We start from the raw sequence: 19,267 nt of genomic DNA, 5'->3' as shown, positions 1-19,267 counted from the left end.
ACTCCTTTCGGAGCGTTTCACACAGACCTCCCTAGGTACCACACGTTTCTTCCTCTCCATCTATCTGCCTCATTTATCATGCATGATTCCGTGTAGTTATTGGGCTTCGACTTGTGATGCAGCCTTACCCTCATGCATAACCTCGTATGAGATTTCTGTACGTCAGACCGGAGATTTGCCCGTGGGTTAGTATGTTCCCCACATCCAGCTTCCTTCAGATTCCACCTCGCGGCGGACACCCTTGCCTTCGGCTATATCCTTCCCACTACCGGGTGGATTCGGGACTTGAACCCGTTAGAAACGTGCGCCGCTAGGCGCACATCGAAAAATCAGGAGATTTGCAATGCAAAACTCCTGATTTAATCTTAATAATACTACCGCTAATCCGCAAGAATGATATTATTCAATCTGTCTTTTTTTATCCTTTAACAGCACCATTTGTCATTCCGCTTATAATATATTTCTGCATGAATACAAATATAAGCACTACTGGAATAATGGCAACGATTGCGAATGCCGTAAGGTAACTCCATTTAGTACCGTACTGGCCCATAAAGTTGAAAATTCCGGCTGTGATAGGGCGCTTTTTCTGATCCAAAATAAAAGTCATACCATAAGCTAAATCGCCCCAGGCGTATAAGAAAGAGAATACCGCACATACGATAACACCTGGTTTTGCTACAGGTACCAATATTCTAAAGAAGGCAGATAATCGGGTACATCCGTCAATATATGCTGCTTCCTCTAAAGCTGCAGGAATAGATGCAAAATAGTTTTTCAAAATCAGCACAGAAAAAGGAATTCCTATTGTTGCATCTGCCAAAATAGCTGATGCCCATGTGTTGTAAACATTTATGCCTTTAAACATAATAAACATTGGTGTAAGCAACACTGATACTGGTAACATTTGGCTTACAAGGAAGAATAAAAGCATAAACTTTCTTCCCTTAAATCTATATCTTGCAATAGCATAAGAAGCTGGCACAGCAAGCATTACAGCAATTAGCATTGCCCCTATTGAAATTGCAAAGCTATTGAAGAATGAAGAAAACATATTGAAATCGCCATTTTCAATTTGCGCTGCATATGATTTTGTATTAAGTACATGTGGATACCAGGTTGGTGGTATCTGGAATATTTCCTTTTCTGTTTTTAAAGATGTAATAAATGTCCAAAACAAAGGAAATAAAAGTATTATCAAAAGAATTAACGCTAACACACAGCAAATAGTATTTTCTCTTTTACTTAATCTCTTTTCTGATTCCATTATTCTTCCTCTCCCTTCATTGTTATTTTTATATAAACCATTCCAACTAACAGCAATATTACAAACAATACATTTGCTACGGCTGAGCCCTTGCTATATTGGAACATATCAAATGATAACTTGTATGAATAGGTTGATAAAAGGTGTGTTGAATTAACAGGTCCACCTTCTGTCATTACATATACCAAATCATATACTTTGAATGTATAAATGAATCCTAATACCAGAATAGATTCGATTGTAGGTCTTAGAAGAGGTAATGTAATGTTAATTAGCTTTTGAAACTTGTTAGCCCCATCCACCGATGCGCTCTCATAAAGCTCCTGTGGAATGGTAGTAAGACCTGTGGAAAGAAGAATTGTGTTGAATGGAATACCAATCCAAATATTTGCGATTACTACTGCTGCCATAGCAGTACCTGGTGTTGTTAGCCATTCAATATTTTCATTTATAGCGCCAATACTCTTTAAAATATAGTTTATAATTCCAACATCTGTTGAAAACATAAATTTAAACATAAGCGCTGTAACTGTCATAGGCATCATCCATGGAATCATGAGAAGGCCCCTGACAGGCTTTGCAATTTTAAATCTCTTGTTAAAGAATAGTGCCAAAAAGAAACCAATTAGAAATTGAAATACAAGGCAGGCAACTGTGAATATCAATGTATTTAACAGCGACTTTCTAAATACCTCATCTGAGAATATCTCTACATAATTTGCAAGACCAATAATGTGCTTATCCCCATTTGCAAGATTTCTTACAGATACATCCTGAAAGCTCAATCCAATATTGCTTAAAATTGGATATCCAACAAATACAGCCATATAGATAAATGCCGGTAAGATAAACAGCAGGCCAATGTTGTCATATCTAAAGAATTCCTTTATTTTTTTCATAATAAAAATTCCTCCTTCTTTGTTTGTCACATTTATTGTATTTTCATTAGCAAAAATACAAAATGTGACAAATCTAAAAAAAGAGGAATTATCAAAGGACGATTATTTAATTGTTCTTCTATATTCAGCAGGGAGCTGGCCTGTCACTTCTCTAAACACTTTACTGAAATACTTAGGATCCTGATATCCAACCTTATCTGCTATTTCATATAGTTTTAAACTTGTACTGATTAAAAGCTCCTTTGCTTTTGTTATTCGATAATCTTTAATATATGCACTGTAAGTTTTTCCAGTCTCCTTGTGGAACTGAGTACCAAGATATTCTGGAGTAATATTTAGCTTACCTGCAATCTCATCCAGCGTAATGCCAGTATTATAGAATTCATGTATTAATCCTTCAGCTTTTCTAACCACCAGATGATTTGAGGTAGTCTTTTGCTCTGTAAACTCATAGGATGATAGAACTTCATTGCATATATCATCCAGCTCTTGAGTTGTCTTGGAATTCATTATCTTATCAAGCAGCTTTTGCCTTTGGATTGTTCCTTCGGCTCTACAGCCCGATTCCTTTCCTACTTCCAAAACAGTCCATAGAAAACGAACATAGCACTCTTTTAATTCTCTTGGGTTGTAAATCTTACCATCTTTAAATGACTCATGGAATCTGTTAAAGACTTGTCGTACTCGTTTTTCGTCGCGTGCAAAAATTGCTGATTTGATTTCATTTTCCTGCTCAATAGGATAAATGCAAATTGTTGTTTGCACATGTGTAATCTTTGGATAAGAAATAACTATGCCTTCCTCAAAAGAAATGTTCCAGTCCATGTATGGATACAAATCGCTCAATCCAACCGTCAACGAATCCAGTCCGGTAATCTCTTCACAGCCTATAACCAAATCTCCGCCAGCCTGATTTAAGAGCTGATATTGTATAAAGCGCTCTATATCATGACCATCTTCATAAGAATACAGCAACATAACAATAGACTTATGATACTGGGATTCCAGCAATGTATATTTAATATCCTTGTAACCGGAAAAGGCCTGTCGTAAAAATTTGTATCCTAACTCCCTCTTCTCATCAAAAGAGTTCCCCATGTAAGCACATATTATTAGGAACTTTTGATTCTTATCTATGCCATAAACATTATCCAAATAATCGATTGTTTCAGAAGAAACCTTTGTGTGCCCAAACATTATGTCTCTTACTATTTGTTCAAGTGTTCCCACCTGCTCAGGCTTTTTTCTTCTGTCCTCATATATTTGTTCCGCAATATTGTTTATAGCCTTTGAAAAATCCATAAGCGATATAGGCTTGAGTAAGTACTCTGTAACCCCTAATTTCATAGCCCCCCTTGCATATTCGAATTCCGAATATGCACTGATGACAATCGCTTTCGACTTTAGGCCTGAACCATATATTTCTGAAAGCATCTGAAGTCCATCCATTTTAGGCATTTTAATATCAGTAATGATTATATCTGGCTGTTGCTCTTTGCACATCTCAAGACCACTGGCCCCATCAACAGCCTCGCCCACAACTTCAAATTCACTATCAATTTTTTCTATTAGTTTTACAAGCCCCTCTCGAATCCTAATTTCGTCCTCAACTATAAGTACCTTCATACCTTCTCCCAATAAATAAAGTCTTAATTAAAAGTATATTCAAAGCATGAAGAACTTCAACAGTTTCTTATTTTTTGCATCACTAGGCTTCTCACCGCTTGGGGCCTCACCATCGGGTTTCTCACCACTTGGTGCTTCTCCAGATGGCTTCTCGCCACTTGGCATTTCACCGTTTGGTGCTCCGCCCTCTGGCATTGCTCCATCTGGTGCACCTGATCCACTTCCACTAGTAAGCTCAATTGCCTCGCCTGTTGATTCAGAGCCTTCTGTATATTCCTCGCCATTGATGTAAAGCTTATAGCCATTTAAGTTAATGCTATCTGTATCGCAGCTAAGGGCTGTAATATATGAATCACCTGTTAGAGTCCATGTTGAACCATCTGTGATTTCTACATAAACTTCTCCGGCTTCGCCATCTGCATTGATAGCACCTGTATAGTTAGAGGCATCCCTTAAATAAAGATTCATTGCAGATACATCATCTACCACCATATCTCCATCTAAGGCCTGGCTTACGGCATAAACATTGACCTGACCGCCATTGCTTCCTTCATTTCCCCAGCCTGCAGTTGAAGCTCTAAGCAAGACTCCTGTGTCATCATTATTGACTATTGTAGAATTTTCAAGATTAATGTCTGCTACTGTATTAGTAATGAAGAAAATATCGCCGTTTTCGTTGTTGAGTGTACTATCAACTAGAGAAAACTCAGCTTTTCCCTCATCTGCATCACCAGACATAGACTGATAAATCATTACTGCCTGATAATAATCAGAGTTATCACTGTTCTTTGTATTATTATCTGCGTTTAGCACTACATTATTTAAAGTAGCAGAGTTATCGCCTTCAACAACAACGCCCTGAGATGCTGTTGATGTAAGTGTTGCATCTGAAACTGTAATATCTGCTGTGGAATAGATTACCGGCGAACCTGTTCCTGATGTAGTATAGTTTCCTCCAGTAACTGTTACTGTGCCGCCACCTCTATCTGAACGAATAGCCGCAGATGAGTTACCACTTGTTTCTATAATAAGGTTGCTGGCATTCATTGTGCCTCCGCCTGTTGTCATAAGACCGCCAGAGCAATTACCTGCTGTTGTAATATAGGAATCTGAAATATTTACTGTAGTTCCTTCACCATAGCTATACACAGCATTGGCATGAGTTCCATTTGTATCTACAACAATTTCAGATAAATCCAGTGTTGCTCCATCTGTTGCAAATACCGCTGCATTATCTCCATAGAAATCTGCTTCATCCCCTAGATCAGAGTCGCCAGTCTTAATAACTTCTACATTACTATAGCTGTCTTCTGTACCAGAAGCCTCAATTGCATGAGCGCCGTCTTCTGAGTTTTCAATTGTTTCGTTAATTGTTATGTCATCTCTTGTAAGCGCAGTTGTGGTCGCTGTGGCTGACGCGCCATCTTCAGAAGCGGCTGCTTCGTCTGCCACTTCAACTGATTCTGCCGTAGAATCTGCATTTGAACCGCAGCCTACAAATACCATGGATGCAGCCATTGTTCCTACTAAAAGCTTGGATAATAATTTATGTTTCATACTGTCCCTCCATCTCTTTCAATTGATAAACTATTTTTACCAATAAAATCTGTAGGTTAGGTGAATATAAGATGACAGTTACCTTATGATTTGCAAAATGTGTAATGAAGAGGAATATAGCATACCACAATTTCACCGCTTTACCCCAGATTATTCACAGTTTTTTCTCCACTTTAAGACCTGTGAATTAAATAATCAGCGGCAAAAGTATTCATATTATAAAAGGAAAAAAGAAAATATCTTTAATCTGTGCTTTAAAATCGCAAACCACAAGAAAAATCTTAGGTTGAAGCTGGGCTACACAGGAATTTAACGGCTGTTCTATCGCTGTTCTATCTAATTTCACAATGCTGAAACATTTTCTAGTTATAATGTCCACATAATATAAAAAATGAGGAGGGTGATTAGATGTTTTTTGAGATTACAACTGTATCCGGGGAATTCGTTTACATTAATTTACAGCAGGTGACTGCAGTGGAACCCGTCAATCATACTGTATGCACCTCAGATGGAAGTAAATATATGATGACCACAGAATCCTATGATGAATTAATAAAGAATTTAGGAATAATATGAATGCGAGCAGATTGCTGCAAGCAATCTCGCAGCGTTCTAGTAAGCGAAGCTTACATATTTTATGAATGCGAGCAGATTGCCATAGGCAGTTAAAAAAATTAACAAATTTTACACTTACATTTTGTTCAAAATCATGTTACAATTGCTTTCGCAATTAAATAATATGGTTAAATTGGAAACGCACTTCCTCTGGAAGATAACGAACAACACTTTTTTATTTCTGTTATTCATTATCTAAAGGAGGATTTTTTTATGCCAAAAAACAAATTTCAGGATGTAGTTTATACTATTATTATGGCAACCATTATGGTTTATGGAATGGTTGTTTACAATGTAGCGCTTAACATGGGAGGTGTTTCAGGAGCCACTTTTATAGCCGCAGTACATGAGCTTCCAATCATGGTGCCTATCGCATTTATCTTAGAGTTCTTCATTGTTGGTAAGATTGCAAAAGGCCTTGCTTTTACAGTCGTTCGTCCAACAGATAGACCTCAGTTCATCACATATGCTATTTCAATTTGCATTTGCTGCATCATGTGTCCAGTAATGAGCCTTGTAGCTACTATCCTTTTCAAAGACACAAAGACATTTGGTACTTGGGTACAGACTTGGGCTATGAATTTCCCTATGGCTCTTCTCTATCAGTTATTCTACTGTGGACCATTTGTAAGACTTATCTTCCGTAGCATTTTCCGTGAAAAGAAGACAAACGAAGTATCAGAAGCTAATAAGAAAGCCGCATAAATATAAAAAATCCAGTTAGGAATTTTACCTAACTGGATTTTTTTATTGTTCATTCCAAAATTCAACTGCTCTATCAAGCCAGCCTTCAGCTTTTGTGTGTAGCCCAAGACCAATGCCATGAGGTACACCAAAGTATTTTTCATATATATGCTTAATGCCGTTCTTTTCAAGAGCGGTATCAAAGACATCAGCATGACGGCTTGCAGGAACCAACACGTCCCACGAGCCCGAATACATAAATGTAGGTGGGTAACTCTCATCGATGTATTTCTGAACATCTAAAAGCTCTCTCCCCTTTCTAATATGTCTTAGGCCAAACATGTGGAAGCTTCCACGATTGCTAAGCCATATTCCAAGAAGTCCAATCCAAATGTTCCAATAAGGATGGTGAAGCCAATCATTAACGCAAGTCCATGGATAACCTAAAATTACTGTAGCTGGTTTAGGCACTTCATAATCTGCAAATCCATGCTCTTTGCTTGCAAAAATTCCTGCTAAGTTGCCTCCGGCAGAAAATCCTAGCAAACCATATCCATCCATAACCACATCGAATCTTTCAAGGTTATTCTGAATAAATGTAAGAGCTGTACCCAAATCTTCCATTGGTGCAAAAGGCTCGCAGTCACGACCTGTTCTGTATTCAAGTACAAATGCATTCACTCCCATTCTGTTAAGGGCAGCTGCAACAGGATATCCCTCCTGCTTTGTGCAAAGATGTGCATATCCCCCGCCTGGAAGAATCATTAAGAAGCGCTGATCCTTAGGATTATCTGATGGGAAAAATGTAAGCTTTACATCGCGCTTATGTTTATCTTTTGCCATCTCTTCCATAGAGTAAACAGGAAATTGCATTAAGCGTCCATTTGCCTGAAGGGCTTTTACTCTTGCTCTTCCTGCCTTTACATCATTGGAACGATGCTCTATATAGTACATTCTAGCAATAGAATAAATGGTAAATACTAAAGTAAGGATGAAATATGCAACTATAAGAGTTCGTATTGTTTCACCAAAACCATTGGCGAATAAGTAAATTTTATTCATGCTGCCTCCAATTAGCTACTTCTCCCCTTAACCAATCTATCCATTGGTCCATGCCCTCTCCAGTCTTTGCGGAGATAAAAATGACTAAAGCACTAGGATTTAGCTTGTGGATTCTTTCTTCAACTAGCGTTTTCGAGAAATCTGAGAATACAGGAAGTGTATCACACTTATTAATAAGTACCACATCGCAAACAGAAAACATAAGTGGATATTTTAGTGGCTTGTCATCTCCCTCTGGAACCGATAAAATCATAACATTTTTTGATGCTCCAGTGTCAAACTCCGCTGGACATACCAGATTGCCTACATTCTCAAGAAAAACTAAATCCAGTTCCTCTGTTCCAAGCTCTCGAAGACCTTGGCGAGTCATATCTGCATCCAGGTGGCACATGCCTCCAGTATGAATCTGAATTGCTTTAGCACCAGCCTTTGTAATAGTGGCAGCATCAACATCTGAATCGATGTCCGCCTCCATTACACCTATGCTCATATCACCATTAAGACGGGCTATAGTCTGACATAATGTGCTAGTCTTGCCTGAGCCAGGAGCAGACATTAGATTGACTAAAAATGTATTCTGCTCCTTAATCTCAGCTCTGAGCTTTTTTGCATCAGCATCATTATCTTCAAAGATACTTTGTTTAACTTCGATAATTTTGTAATCTAGCATAATTGCTCCCAAATTGAAAACGATTATTCTGTTACAAACTCAGCCTCACCTGGAAGTGGATACTTGTCAGTAAGCTTTTTAATGATAGCACGAGCCTTCTCTACGCCAGCTTCCTGCTCTTTAATAACAATAGAGATTGCCTCAGCTACCTTATCAAAATCATCTTCTTTAAGTCCACGTGTAGTAGCTGCTGGTGTTCCAAGACGAATACCAGATGTAACAAATGGTGACTTAGGGTCGTTAGGAATAGTGTTCTTATTAGCAGTAATGTGAGCCTCGTCCAAAAGCTTTTCAACAACCTTTCCTGTTAACTCAAAAGGTGTTAAATCGATAAGCATAAGGTGATTGTCTGTTCCGTCAGAAACAATCTTGATTCCTCTAGACTTAAGTCCTTCGCAAAGAGCCTGAGCATTCTTAACTATCTGATTGCCATATTCCTTGAAGCTTGGTGATAAAGCCTCTTTGAAGCATACTGCCTTACCAGCAATTACATGCATAAGAGGGCCACCCTGAATACCTGGGAATACAGCCTTGTTAAAGTTGTACTTCTCATTGGCTTCAGCTGTAGCCATAATCATACCGCCTCTTGGGCCTCTAAGTGTCTTGTGAGTTGTAGTTGTAACGATATCTGCATATGGAACAGGGCTTTCATGTACACCTGCTGCAACAAGACCGGCAATGTGTGCCATATCTACAAATAATACAGCTCCGACCTTATCACAGATTTCTCTGAATCTCTTGAAGTCAATCTTACGACAATAAGCAGAAGCACCTGCAATAATCATCTTTGGCTTGCACTCAAGAGCAATTCTTTCAACCTCATCATAATCGATGAAACCATTATCATTAACTCCATAAGGGACAATATTGAAATATGTACCAGAGAAGTTGGCCTTTGAACCATGTGTTAAATGTCCGCCGTGATCAAGGTTCATACCCATAACTGTGTCGCCTGGCTGTAATACAGCAAACTGAACAGCCATGTTTGCCTGAGCACCTGAATGTGGCTGTACATTAACATATTCGCAACCAAAAAGCTCTTTTGCTCTAGCGATTGCAAGCTCTTCTACAACGTCAACTTCCTCACAACCACCGTAGTAGCGCTTTCCTGGATAACCTTCTGCGTACTTATTAGTAAGTACTGAGCCCATAGCAGACATAACTGCTGGAGACACCCAGTTCTCAGAAGCAATAAGCTCAATGTGCTCTGCCTGACGGTTAAACTCTTTAACAATAGCCTCAGCAATCTCTGGATCTGTGTTTCTGATGTCCTTTAATGTGTACATTATTCCCTATACCTTTCTTTTATAAATATTTCTTCTCAAAGTCTGCTTTTTCAAGCGGCTTATCGAAGTAGTAACCCTGTGCAAGATTAACGGAAAATCTTCCTATCATGTTAACCTGTTCGTTGACCTCGACGCCCTCAACACATACATCTACATTGAGAGAATCAGCAAGCTCAGAAATAGTTTTTACAAACACTTCAGAAAAATTATCCTTATTCATATCAGACACAAACGCTCTATCAATCTTGATTGTATCAATAGGCATTGTCCTTATATAATTTAGTGACGAATAACCTGTTCCGAAATCATCAAGTGCAACTCTACAGCCAAGCTTGCGGATAGATTTAAGTATCTTAATCATCAAATCCATATCCTCTATGGCAAGTGATTCGGTAACTTCAAAGGTAATATTTTTAGGATCAATAGATGTATCATCTATCACTGATTTAATTTTTTCTAATATATCGTTTTGTGTAAGCTGAACAACGGAAAGATTGATATTTACCTTGTACTCTGGATGACCAAAATCATTCCAGTGCTTACAAGCCCTAACAGCCTCCTCCAGCACATGATAGCCTATTGCAACAATCATACGTGACTGCTCTGCATTTATAATGAATTGGTCTGGTAAAACCATTCCGTATTCAGGTGAATTCCATCTGACTAAGGCCTCTGCTCCACAGCATCTTGAAACGCCGTCAACAAACTCCATAACCGGCTGGAAGTAGACTTCAAATTCCTTGCAGCCATCATCTACAGCCTTGCGCAGAGCCTGATCCATTTTGACCTTTTCTGTGGCAACAGCCTTTGACTTTTCATTGTAAAATTCAACACTATTCTTGCCATTGTTTTTAGCACTATGAACTGCGATGTTAAGACGAGTGAGGATATCTGTAGCATCCTCTACATCTTCAGGTGCCTTTACGCATCCCATGCTCATTGTGCAGTAATAATCCTGTCCATTTAATGTCCAAGGATTTTCAAACAAATTCATAATTCTCTTGATTATGAATTCGAGATTATCGTAATTATCGTGCTCTACCAATACTGCGAATTCATCGCCGCCAACACGATAGCATTTGCCCTTAATATAAGAAATATCATTAATACTATGAGCCACATACTCTAGTAAATCGTCACCGACTTTATATCCCATGCCTTCATTGACACTTGTAAAATCGTCCAAGTCCACCATCAGCACTGCAAACTTCTTTTTAAGCTTCTTGGCAACATGGAACTCCATTGATATATCCTTTTCGCAGGCCTGTCTATTGTAAAGCCCTGTAAGAGTATCCTCCTGGGCCTGTTTTTCAACCTTTTTCTGATAGAGTCTTAAATCAGTGATGTCGTAGAAAGTGAGCATTCTTGCATCACGACCATCTACCCACTTAAGTGAATTGATAGATATGTCAAACCATTTGCCAGAGGCATTTGCGGCATATCCATTAAGCTCAGGTAGATTATACTTTTCATCGAAAACAATTTCCTGAATAGCTGCTCTATCTAATTCATTATCAAACATAATGCCAAATGTATCGTTGGTGTATAGCATTTGCTTTTGCGCCAAATCTACTACCACAACGCCATATCCAGCATTTTGTAGTATAGCTTCTAAGGCATTATAAGAACTTGCAAGAGAATTTGTTGTAATCTTCTTGAGAAGAATTGTGTGCAGAATTCTTTTGATGTCGTTTGCAAAACGCAAATCATCTACACTCCAATTTCTATCCTTGCCCAATGACAGGAAGCATAAATACATAGCTGCTGAATCATTAACATTGATAGGCAAAAAAATTGCTGCTCTGATTCCATACTTGATGAAAAATATTTCAAATGCTTCTGGAAGATTGGCATCTGAAGAAATGGTGTATGGCTTGCCATTCATAAATGGAAGCTCTACCAAAGGAATCTCCTGGAACTTTGCTATTAAAGCATCCTCCTCAGTATCACTCCATTCCGAAATCATATCAACATTAATGCCATTTTCTGATATTTGGAGCAATGCCGTATTGGAACAAACCATATACTTGCCAGCTTCCTGCAATATGTCCTCAGAAATCTTTGAGAAGGAATTATCCGACTCCATCATGCGCAAGATTTCTGTCATGATTTCGTTCTTCTTAAGCTTGTATTTAATCTCGTACTCGTTATTCTTCTCGTCATTTAATTGTTTTTTTAATGCCTGGGTTTTAATTTTTTCAGCAAAATAATATTTTGTGAGAGTTTCTAATAAAAGAATTGATTTGTCAAAGGCAACTCGTGTAGTTACATTTAAGCCCTCTGGCAACTCAACTGTGTCTGGAAGAGTATCTTTATCAATTCCAAAGCACAGCCATACGCCAAGGAAATGTCCTTCATTGCCACGAATAGCAACGCCTTTGTACATAAGATAATCCTTGCTACCAAAACGCTCAATAATGTTCTCTACATTTCCATCTATGAAAGAGTCCATTATTTCGCGTCGTAGCTCAGATTTAAAATTAGCATCAACAAAATCCTCCTCAGCCTTAGAGCCTGAGAAGGATGTGATTTGTCCACGAGCCTTGCTGATACACATTAAGTAAATGTCGTTAGATTTACAAAATGCATCCTGCATAGACTTCATATCTTCATTTTTAATTTCTAATTCTGAATTTACTCTATAACCTGTGTCCATCCATACTTGTCCTCGAGTCTACCCCACTGGATACCTGTAAGAGTATCGTAAAGCTTTTGGGTAAGCTCGCCGGTCTTTCCTCCATTTATTACAACAACGTCATCCTTGTATCGAAGTTCACCAACTGGAGAGATAACCGCTGCTGTTCCTGTGCCGAAGACCTCCTCAAGCTTTCCATCATGTCCAGCCTTCATAAGATCATCAATAGCAAGACGCTCTTCTCTGACTGTGTAACCCCAGTCTCTAAGAAGATGAATCATTGAATCTCTAGTAACGCCTGGAAGAACTGTGCCTACTGTAGGAGCGGTCCAAATCTCGCCATCAATCTTAAACATGATGTTCATTGTTCCTACTTCCTCAACGTACTTTCTCTCGTTTCCGTCGAGCCAAAGAACCTGAGAATAACCAAGCTTTTCAGCCTTAACCTGTCCTGCAATAGAACCAGCGTAGTTTCCACCGCACTTAGTGAATCCAGTACCACCTGCTACTGCTCGCACTAATTCATTTTCTACTAAAATCTTAACTGGGTCAAGACCTGTGGCATAATATGCACCAACTGGACAACAAAGAATCATAAACTTGTATGATTTAGCCATGTGTACACCAAGTGCTGCCTCTGTAGCGAACATAAATGGTCTTATATATAATGAAGTATCCTTTTCAGATGGAACCCAAGCTTCCTCTGTCTTAACTAAGGCTTTTACTGCCTGTACAAAATCATCTACTGGGAAGGCTGGCATGCAAAGTCTCTCATTAGAATTGATCATTCTCTTAGCATTCATCTCTGGTCTGAAGAGCTGAATCTTGCCGTCTTCTCTTCTGTATGCCTTCATACCTTCGAAAGTCTCTTGTGCATAGTGTAATGTCATACATGCTGGATCAAGCTCGATAGGGCCCTCTGGCACGATTCTTGCGTCATGCCAACCGATTTCACGGTCCCAATCACAGATAAACATGTAATCTGTCATGTACTTTCCGAATCCAAGATTATTCCAATCTGGTTTTGCCTTTAATTGCTCCCTTTTTTCAAATCTGATTTCCATCTTTTGCCTCCGCATAGATAATATATTTATTAAACTTTAATTTACATTTGTTCTATTATCTAACTTTTATTTCTATCAGTCAACACTTTAACACATTAAATTGCTAAATTTTTCTTTTTGAACATTCTCTGAACTTTCTGAGTTTTCACAGAATGGTCCAAATTGGAATGCTATAATATTTGTAACTGCCAATATAGTGAATTTTTTGCTATAAATAGCAGCGAATATTTATTACCGCAGGGCCTTTTTTATGAATATTTCTACTCAAGTATGCGGCCTTGTCATCATAGTAATGCTTATCTTTTTTTATAAGAGACAGCCTACTATGGGACTTAGTTCAGAGCGCCGCTTCATTACAACTATATATGTCATTTTAGGTTGCGTAATATTGGATATGGCGTCCTGCCACTTTATAGTAAACTCTACCAGATACAACCCTTATGTTGTACTGACAGTTTGCAAGCTTTATCTTTTATCACTACAGACAGTAGCCTTTTCCGCACTAAGGTATACGATTTCAGATATTTTAGACACAATGGGCAGCAAACATGAAAAAATGCTAGGACAGACATATCGATATTTGTATTTCTGTGGTTTGGTATTTACAGCCACTCTCCCACTTGACTATTACTACAATGGAGAAGTGCTTTATTCATATGGGACGGCTGCACTTGCAACATATATACTAGTGGCTGTATACATTATTTCAATTGTTGCTGCCACCTTCATACTTCGCGCACACCTAAAGCGTGGAAAGATAAACGCATTACTGTTTTGGATGGCCATTTGGAGCATTTCAGCCATCATTCAGTACATTAGGCCTAAATACTTAATAGTAAGTTTTGCAGCCTGTCTTGGAGCCCTTGTCATGTACTTTGAGCTAGAAAATCCTCTTGGGGCGATTTCAAGACGTACCGGCCATTTTAGTTCGGCGGTTATTAGAGATTATTTTGATTATCTCTATCAACACAAAATCAACTTCTCGATGATGATGATTTCCTTTAGGACAATGGCCGATGCCCACACCGAAACAAAGCTTCTTCGAAAAACTATCGAAATGCTTTCGGAATTTTTGTTCAGCATAGATACAGCCCGCGTATTTGATACAGCTGAAGGATATTTCCTTCTTGTATTTGATAATACAGATTTTATGGAAAGTACCAAATTTAAAATTGGTACCTATTTTCAATCAGTTGAGGATGATCCTAACGTAGAAAATGCTATAACTCTACTCAATCCAACCTATACAATCATTCCTAACAGCAATATTGCAGAGAATGCGGACGAGCTATTAATGCTTTTGTCTGGCTTGGTTCCTACAAATCAAAACGCTGTTAACAAGAATGAAATCATAGTAGATTCAGAAACCATTCGACAGCTTAAGCATAACAAACAGGTTGAGAAAATGGTTATTGAGGCAATGGAACATGATCGTATTGAGGTGCACTATCAACCAATTTACGATATATCACTTGGCAAATTTACAGGTGCTGAAGCTTTAGTTCGTATCAGATTATCTGACGGAACTTTAGTATATCCAAATGAGTTTATTCCTATTGTAGAGGAAACTGGAAGAATTATTCCTTTATCCGACAGCATTTATAGAAAAGTTCTTTCCTTCCTTAGAACTTATCGTATAGAACGCCTTGGGATTGAAAGAATCGAATTAAACCTTTCTGTAAAGCAGGGCGAAAGTCCCGTATTTGTTTCAAGATTTTTGGAACTACTGGATAAGCACAGTGTCTCTCCAAACTTAATCAATTTAGAAATCACTGAAACAAGCTCTTTAAGCAGCAAAGAAAACCTACTTAATAATATGAACAAACTTATAGAGCATGGTTTAACCTTCTCACTTGATGATTTTGGTTCAGGAAGTTCTAACCTAAACTATATCATCGATATGCCTGTCAATATCGTAAAGCTTGATAAACATCTTTCTGAAGAATACTTTAAGAATAAGCGCGCACAGGCAATCGTAACTACTGTTATAGAAATGGCCCATTCCCTTGGCATAAAGATTATCGCCGAAGGTATTGAGACTGAAAATGAGTTAGAAGAAATGAAAAATCTTGGTGTCGATTATATCCAGGGATACTATTTCTCTAAACCATTACCTGAGCACGAATATTTACGTTTTGTTCAGACCAATAATCTTTAATTCACGAAAAGGAGAAGAATATGCACACATTTCAACCTTACCCAATCGATATGTTAGAATGGAATCCTTTTACAAAATTGGCAAATGATGGCATTGCAATCGTTGCTGAAGCTGGAGACAAAGTTAATGCCACTTCATCCTTCAACGGTGGTGTTGGTCATCTTTGGGGCAAAAATGTAGTATATATGTTTTTGCGAAACACCAGATATACAAAGGAATTAATAGATGAGTCTGAATACTTTTCTGCATGCTTCTTTGATATGTCAGAAAAAAATAACGTGCAGTTGATGAAAGTTTTAAATCAAATTAGCGGACGAAATGAAGACAAGCTTAAACTTTGCCACGTTCATATTGAGCATGCGTTAAATGCACCATATATCGACGAAGCAAACTTCATCATACTATGCCGCAAAATCGCAGCTGTACCAATGACAGAAAACACTGTATTAGATCCAGATATTCTAAAGGAGAAATATACAGAGCGTCACTTAGATGACTTCCACACAATGTATATTGGAGAGATTTTAGACATTAGAGCACGTTAGTTATTTTATTATCCACGTAAAAGAGAGGGCCAGTGAATTAATCACCAGCCCTCATTTTTACTGACTATTTTTATTTGTCTTTTTCAAGCTTTTTCTTTGTGTAAGTTGTTACACCTACGATTACTGCAATGATAAGGAGAATCCAAGCCCACCATGCATCTGCAAGAATGTTCTTCTTCTCGCCGCCAGCCTTAGCTGTCTCTTCATCTTCTATTGTCTTTATATCCTCTTTATCATCCTTTTCAGGCTTAACAGTATCGCCTGCAAGTGGTGTAGCATCATCTGCGATTGTTGTAGTATCTTCGCCCTCTGCATTTGTGTTTGCATCAGCGTCTGCATTAACATTAGCATTTCTTCTAGCTCTGTTTGCAGTATTTGTTGTGTTTAGCGCATTTGCATTATTTGCAACTGGGCCTGCCAATGGAACCTGAGCATCTGCGATAGCTGTAGGTGCTGTAGCTACTGTAGTAGCTGTTGTTGTACCGCCTGTTGTACCACCTGTTGTGCCGCCTGTTGTACCGCCTGTTGTACCACCTGTTGTGCCACCTGTTGTTCCTTCTGTTGTACCGCCTGTTGTGCCACCTGTTTCATCAGTTGTTCCGTTTTGGTTTTCATTATTGTTAGCTGCATCATTAGCTGCTTTTTTCTCAACAGCTGCTGTGTAATTGTCAGATGCGCCATTAACAATATCTCTAATTGTAGCTAATGAATTCTGCTTTAATGTGTAATCTGAATTAAGAGTAATCACCTTCTTGATTGCATCAATTACAGATTCTACATTGCCAGCTATTACTGTAACCTTTGCATTCTTAGCATCAACTGTATCCTGATCCTCTGCTACAGCCTTTGTAGCATCATAGTTTTCTTTAGCTGCTGTAGTATCGATTCCAGATGCTGTCTGAAGAGTTGTAGTTCCATTTACATATGTGGTCTTTGTTCCATATACTGCATCTTCTGGATCTTGTGCAAGCTGACCAGGGTTGTATTCTGTAAATTTATCTGCTGCGTACTGCTTCTTTGAGATTACCTTTGTTTCTGTTGATGTAGTTGTTGTTACCTCATCATAAGAGATTACATAATAATATCTCCTATTCCAAGAGAACCATGCACCATTATCTTTAACTGTACCACTAACATTTTTATATCCTGCATTAATTAATTCCTGCTTTTTAGCCTCCATCGCAGCATTCGCTGTTGCTTCGTCATCAACCTTATTATCTTTAGTATCAACACTATGATTTGTTGTGGTTGTAACAGTCTTTACATAATCCTGAGTAACTGTCTCCCATACACCATCTTCATCATGTGTGATTGGCTTTGTAGTGTCATCGATTGTATTTGTTGTAGATACAGTGTAAGAACTAATTCCAACTAAGCCTTTTAGGAACGCCTTTATTTCCTGCCAAGTGTTATTACCATTAATACTAACCTCTTCTGTTTTACCAGAGAATAGATGTGTATATGTAACTTTTACACTGTATCCTTGGCTAACTAAATCCTCAACCTCACTATACATATCCCACGAATATTTAATTTCTTTGTTTTGAGGTCCAGTCTTCTGCTCATATCCACCAGTAACTGTATATGCCTCATACGCATATGTTGGATTATGAGCTTCACCAGTTGCTTCATATGATGTAGTTACATTGCCAGCTACTACTGTTGCAACACTGTCTGTAGTACCAACATTTACAGGCTCTTTGCTTGTATCAATTGCATAGAAGCCTTTGCTAGCATCGTTTGCATCAATATCAACTGTATGAGTTGTCTCTGTTGATTCAAATTCCTTACCGCCTACTGTCTTCCAGCTTTCAGGTATAGCTTCCTGACCTTCTTTCGCAGGTTTAATAATATTTGTCTCATCGATAACACCATCTGTAATTATCTTTTCAACAATAGCGATGTCTTTGCTTTCATTTACAAAGTAATTAATTGTTGCATCTTTAGCTGTCTCAACATCATTACCATCTTCATCTACACCCTTAACCTTATATGATGCCTGATAATAATATTCAGATTTCTTCAAATCATTGCCATCAGCATCCTTAGTTACAAGTGTAAGAGTAAGTGAGCCCTGTACAAAACCTTCCACTTTCTGAGAAAGATAATACTCATATGTAAGTCTTGCAAGCTCTGCAACATCCTCATCTGTACAAGCATCAGAAGAAACTGTTTCCTTCTGTAATGCAATCTTTGTAAGAAGATCCTCTCCTACTAATCTTGTAAGTTCCTGCTCTGCTGCTGCCTTATCACTTGCAGCTGTTTCAGCCTCTGTCTTTGCTAAAGCAAGTGCATTTGCTGCTGCAACAACAGCTTTCTTTGTATTTCCATCTAAAGTATCTAATAAATCAGAAGATACATCCTCTCCATTTAATGCCTGAAGAAGTATATCTAAATCCTCATCTTTTACATCCTTTATACCGTTAGCTTCAAATAATTTTACAAGCTCATTTTTAGCTGTCTGAAGCTTTGTTTCTGCAGTTTGAGCTGCTGTTTCTGCTGCCTGCAAATCAGTTTTTGCTGTTGCAATTGCAGTTGCTGCTGCATCTATATCTTCCTGAGTAGCTGAATCAAGAGCCTTTGTAGCTGCTGCATCAGCATCATTTGCAGATCCTGCTGCTTTTTCTTCAGCTGCCTGAGCTGCGCCATCAGCCTTTACAACATCATCGTTGGCCTTTTCAACAACTTCTGTCTCATTTGCTAAATTATTAAGAGCATCTGAAGCTTCCTGCATATAACCATCAACTGTAGGTACTTCTTCCTCTTGAGGAGCTGCCTGGCCTGCTTCTTCTGCAGGAACACCTGCATCGCTCACTGGCTCAACGTCATCTGCTGGTATTGCTGGTGCTGCCTCTGTCTGGGCTTCAGCTACTGGAGCAATTTCATCTGCTTTCTCTCTGACATAATCAGTAACTGGTGTTAGAGACTCCTGTGTTTCTCCAGCTTCCTGACTTGCGTCTGATGCATCTGATGATTCACTAGAAGCCTCTGTTGACTCCTGCGAAGTTGCATCTGCCTCATCTGCTAATGCTGTTAAGTTTAATGACCCTGCAATTGTGATTGCAGATAAACCTACAGACATAGCCTTTACTACATTCCTTTTCATATTTATACACCCTCTCTTTCATTTTGGCTCACATTTGCAATACACAAACTGTGAACAATCTATGAACCTGTCATCATTTATAACATTGAAAAA

14 protein-coding genes are annotated in these 19,267 nt (G+C 38.4%); 4 read left to right on the top strand and 10 right to left on the bottom strand.

Annotated features, from left to right (window positions below):
• Positions 1-418: 418 nt before the first annotated feature.
• The 4 genes from T498_RS0105720 to T498_RS15045 form a co-directional block, all read right to left on the bottom strand.
• Positions 419-1,267 carry a carbohydrate ABC transporter permease gene (locus T498_RS0105720; RefSeq protein WP_028235079.1) on the bottom strand — a complete coding sequence of 283 codons (849 nt, stop codon included), beginning with the start codon at positions 1,265-1,267 and terminating at the stop codon, positions 419-421.
• On the bottom strand, positions 1,267-2,166 hold the full coding sequence (locus tag T498_RS0105715; protein ID WP_028235078.1) for a carbohydrate ABC transporter permease: 900 nt from the start codon (positions 2,164-2,166) through the stop codon (positions 1,267-1,269). Before T498_RS0105715 ends, T498_RS0105720 begins: the two co-directional genes overlap by 1 nt.
• Before the next feature lie 102 nt (positions 2,167-2,268).
• Positions 2,269-3,792 (bottom strand): response regulator transcription factor, encoded by a 1,524-nt coding sequence (locus T498_RS0105710; protein WP_028235077.1) that lies wholly within the window; start codon positions 3,790-3,792, stop codon positions 2,269-2,271.
• A 39-nt stretch (positions 3,793-3,831) separates the two neighbouring features.
• Positions 3,832-5,349, bottom strand: coding sequence for a hypothetical protein (locus tag T498_RS15045; protein ID WP_197019925.1), 1,518 nt, complete (start codon positions 5,347-5,349; stop codon positions 3,832-3,834).
• 408 nt (positions 5,350-5,757) lie between these two features.
• Between T498_RS15045 and T498_RS16700 the strand changes: the two genes are divergently transcribed.
• Positions 5,758-5,925: a hypothetical protein gene (locus T498_RS16700; protein ID WP_155951022.1), complete on the top strand. Its 168-nt coding sequence runs from the start codon at positions 5,758-5,760 to the stop codon at positions 5,923-5,925.
• A 252-nt stretch (positions 5,926-6,177) separates the two neighbouring features.
• Entirely contained in the window at positions 6,178-6,669 is a 492-nt protein-coding gene (locus tag T498_RS0105695; protein WP_028235076.1) for a hypothetical protein, read from the top strand.
• Positions 6,670-6,711: 42 nt separating this feature from the next.
• On the opposite strand, the gene T498_RS0105690 is transcribed toward T498_RS0105695, so the two are convergent.
• From T498_RS0105690 to T498_RS0105670, 5 genes are read right to left on the bottom strand one after another with little or no spacing between them, the layout of a single operon-like run.
• Entirely contained in the window at positions 6,712-7,710 is a 999-nt protein-coding gene (locus T498_RS0105690; RefSeq protein WP_028235075.1) for an alpha/beta hydrolase, read from the bottom strand.
• Positions 7,703-8,380 carry a hydrogenase nickel incorporation protein HypB gene (gene hypB, locus T498_RS0105685; RefSeq protein WP_028235074.1) on the bottom strand — a complete coding sequence of 226 codons (678 nt, stop codon included), beginning with the start codon at positions 8,378-8,380 and terminating at the stop codon, positions 7,703-7,705. Before hypB ends, T498_RS0105690 begins: the two co-directional genes overlap by 8 nt.
• Positions 8,381-8,403: 23 nt before the next feature.
• Entirely contained in the window at positions 8,404-9,666 is a 1,263-nt protein-coding gene (gene glyA / locus T498_RS0105680; RefSeq protein WP_028235073.1) for a serine hydroxymethyltransferase, read from the bottom strand.
• Positions 9,667-9,685: 19 nt separating this feature from the next.
• Positions 9,686-12,322 carry a sensor domain-containing phosphodiesterase gene (locus T498_RS0105675; protein ID WP_081779690.1) on the bottom strand — a complete coding sequence of 879 codons (2,637 nt, stop codon included), beginning with the start codon at positions 12,320-12,322 and terminating at the stop codon, positions 9,686-9,688.
• Positions 12,301-13,365: a branched-chain amino acid aminotransferase gene (locus T498_RS0105670; RefSeq protein ID WP_028235080.1), complete on the bottom strand. Its 1,065-nt coding sequence runs from the start codon at positions 13,363-13,365 to the stop codon at positions 12,301-12,303. Before T498_RS0105670 ends, T498_RS0105675 begins: the two co-directional genes overlap by 22 nt.
• A 325-nt stretch (positions 13,366-13,690) precedes the next feature.
• Here T498_RS0105670 and T498_RS0105665 point away from each other — a divergent pair, with 325 nt between their 5' ends.
• Both T498_RS0105665 and T498_RS0105660 read left to right on the top strand, forming a co-directional pair.
• Complete coding sequence (locus T498_RS0105665; protein ID WP_207638270.1) at positions 13,691-15,523, top strand: EAL domain-containing protein; 1,833 nt, start codon at positions 13,691-13,693, stop codon at positions 15,521-15,523.
• Positions 15,524-15,543: 20 nt separating this feature from the next.
• Positions 15,544-16,068: a flavin reductase gene (locus tag T498_RS0105660; protein WP_028235070.1), complete on the top strand. Its 525-nt coding sequence runs from the start codon at positions 15,544-15,546 to the stop codon at positions 16,066-16,068.
• A gap of 70 nt (positions 16,069-16,138) precedes the next feature.
• Here the strand turns inward: T498_RS0105660 and T498_RS0105655 are convergent, their stop codons facing one another.
• Positions 16,139-19,174 (bottom strand): hypothetical protein, encoded by a 3,036-nt coding sequence (locus T498_RS0105655; protein WP_028235069.1) that lies wholly within the window; start codon positions 19,172-19,174, stop codon positions 16,139-16,141.
• Positions 19,175-19,267: the final 93 nt, after the last annotated feature.

The organism is Pseudobutyrivibrio sp. MD2005 (genome assembly GCF_000621865.1).
Classification (GTDB): domain Bacteria; phylum Bacillota; class Clostridia; order Lachnospirales; family Lachnospiraceae; genus Pseudobutyrivibrio.
The sequence above is the reverse complement of the archived record's forward strand: the minus strand, read 5'-3'. Positions and strand labels throughout refer to the sequence as shown.

Coding starts and splice junctions, on each gene's coding strand:
- hypB (WP_028235074.1), bottom strand. CDS start 8,380: ATGCTAGATTACAAAATTATCGAAGTTAAACAAAGTATCTTTGAAGAT.
- T498_RS0105670 (WP_028235080.1), bottom strand. CDS start 13,365: ATGGAAATCAGATTTGAAAAAAGGGAGCAATTAAAGGCAAAACCAGAT.
- T498_RS16700 (WP_155951022.1), top strand. CDS start 5,758: ATGTTTTTTGAGATTACAACTGTATCCGGGGAATTCGTTTACATTAAT.
- T498_RS0105675 (WP_081779690.1), bottom strand. CDS start 12,322: ATGGACACAGGTTATAGAGTAAATTCAGAATTAGAAATTAAAAATGAA.
- T498_RS15045 (WP_197019925.1), bottom strand. CDS start 5,349: ATGAAACATAAATTATTATCCAAGCTTTTAGTAGGAACAATGGCTGCA.
- T498_RS0105690 (WP_028235075.1), bottom strand. CDS start 7,710: ATGAATAAAATTTACTTATTCGCCAATGGTTTTGGTGAAACAATACGA.
- T498_RS0105660 (WP_028235070.1), top strand. CDS start 15,544: ATGCACACATTTCAACCTTACCCAATCGATATGTTAGAATGGAATCCT.
- T498_RS0105715 (WP_028235078.1), bottom strand. CDS start 2,166: ATGAAAAAAATAAAGGAATTCTTTAGATATGACAACATTGGCCTGCTG.
- T498_RS0105695 (WP_028235076.1), top strand. CDS start 6,178: ATGCCAAAAAACAAATTTCAGGATGTAGTTTATACTATTATTATGGCA.
- T498_RS0105720 (WP_028235079.1), bottom strand. CDS start 1,267: ATGGAATCAGAAAAGAGATTAAGTAAAAGAGAAAATACTATTTGCTGT.
- T498_RS0105665 (WP_207638270.1), top strand. CDS start 13,691: ATGGGACTTAGTTCAGAGCGCCGCTTCATTACAACTATATATGTCATT.
- glyA (WP_028235073.1), bottom strand. CDS start 9,666: ATGTACACATTAAAGGACATCAGAAACACAGATCCAGAGATTGCTGAG.
- T498_RS0105710 (WP_028235077.1), bottom strand. CDS start 3,792: ATGAAGGTACTTATAGTTGAGGACGAAATTAGGATTCGAGAGGGGCTT.
- T498_RS0105655 (WP_028235069.1), bottom strand. CDS start 19,174: ATGAAAAGGAATGTAGTAAAGGCTATGTCTGTAGGTTTATCTGCAATC.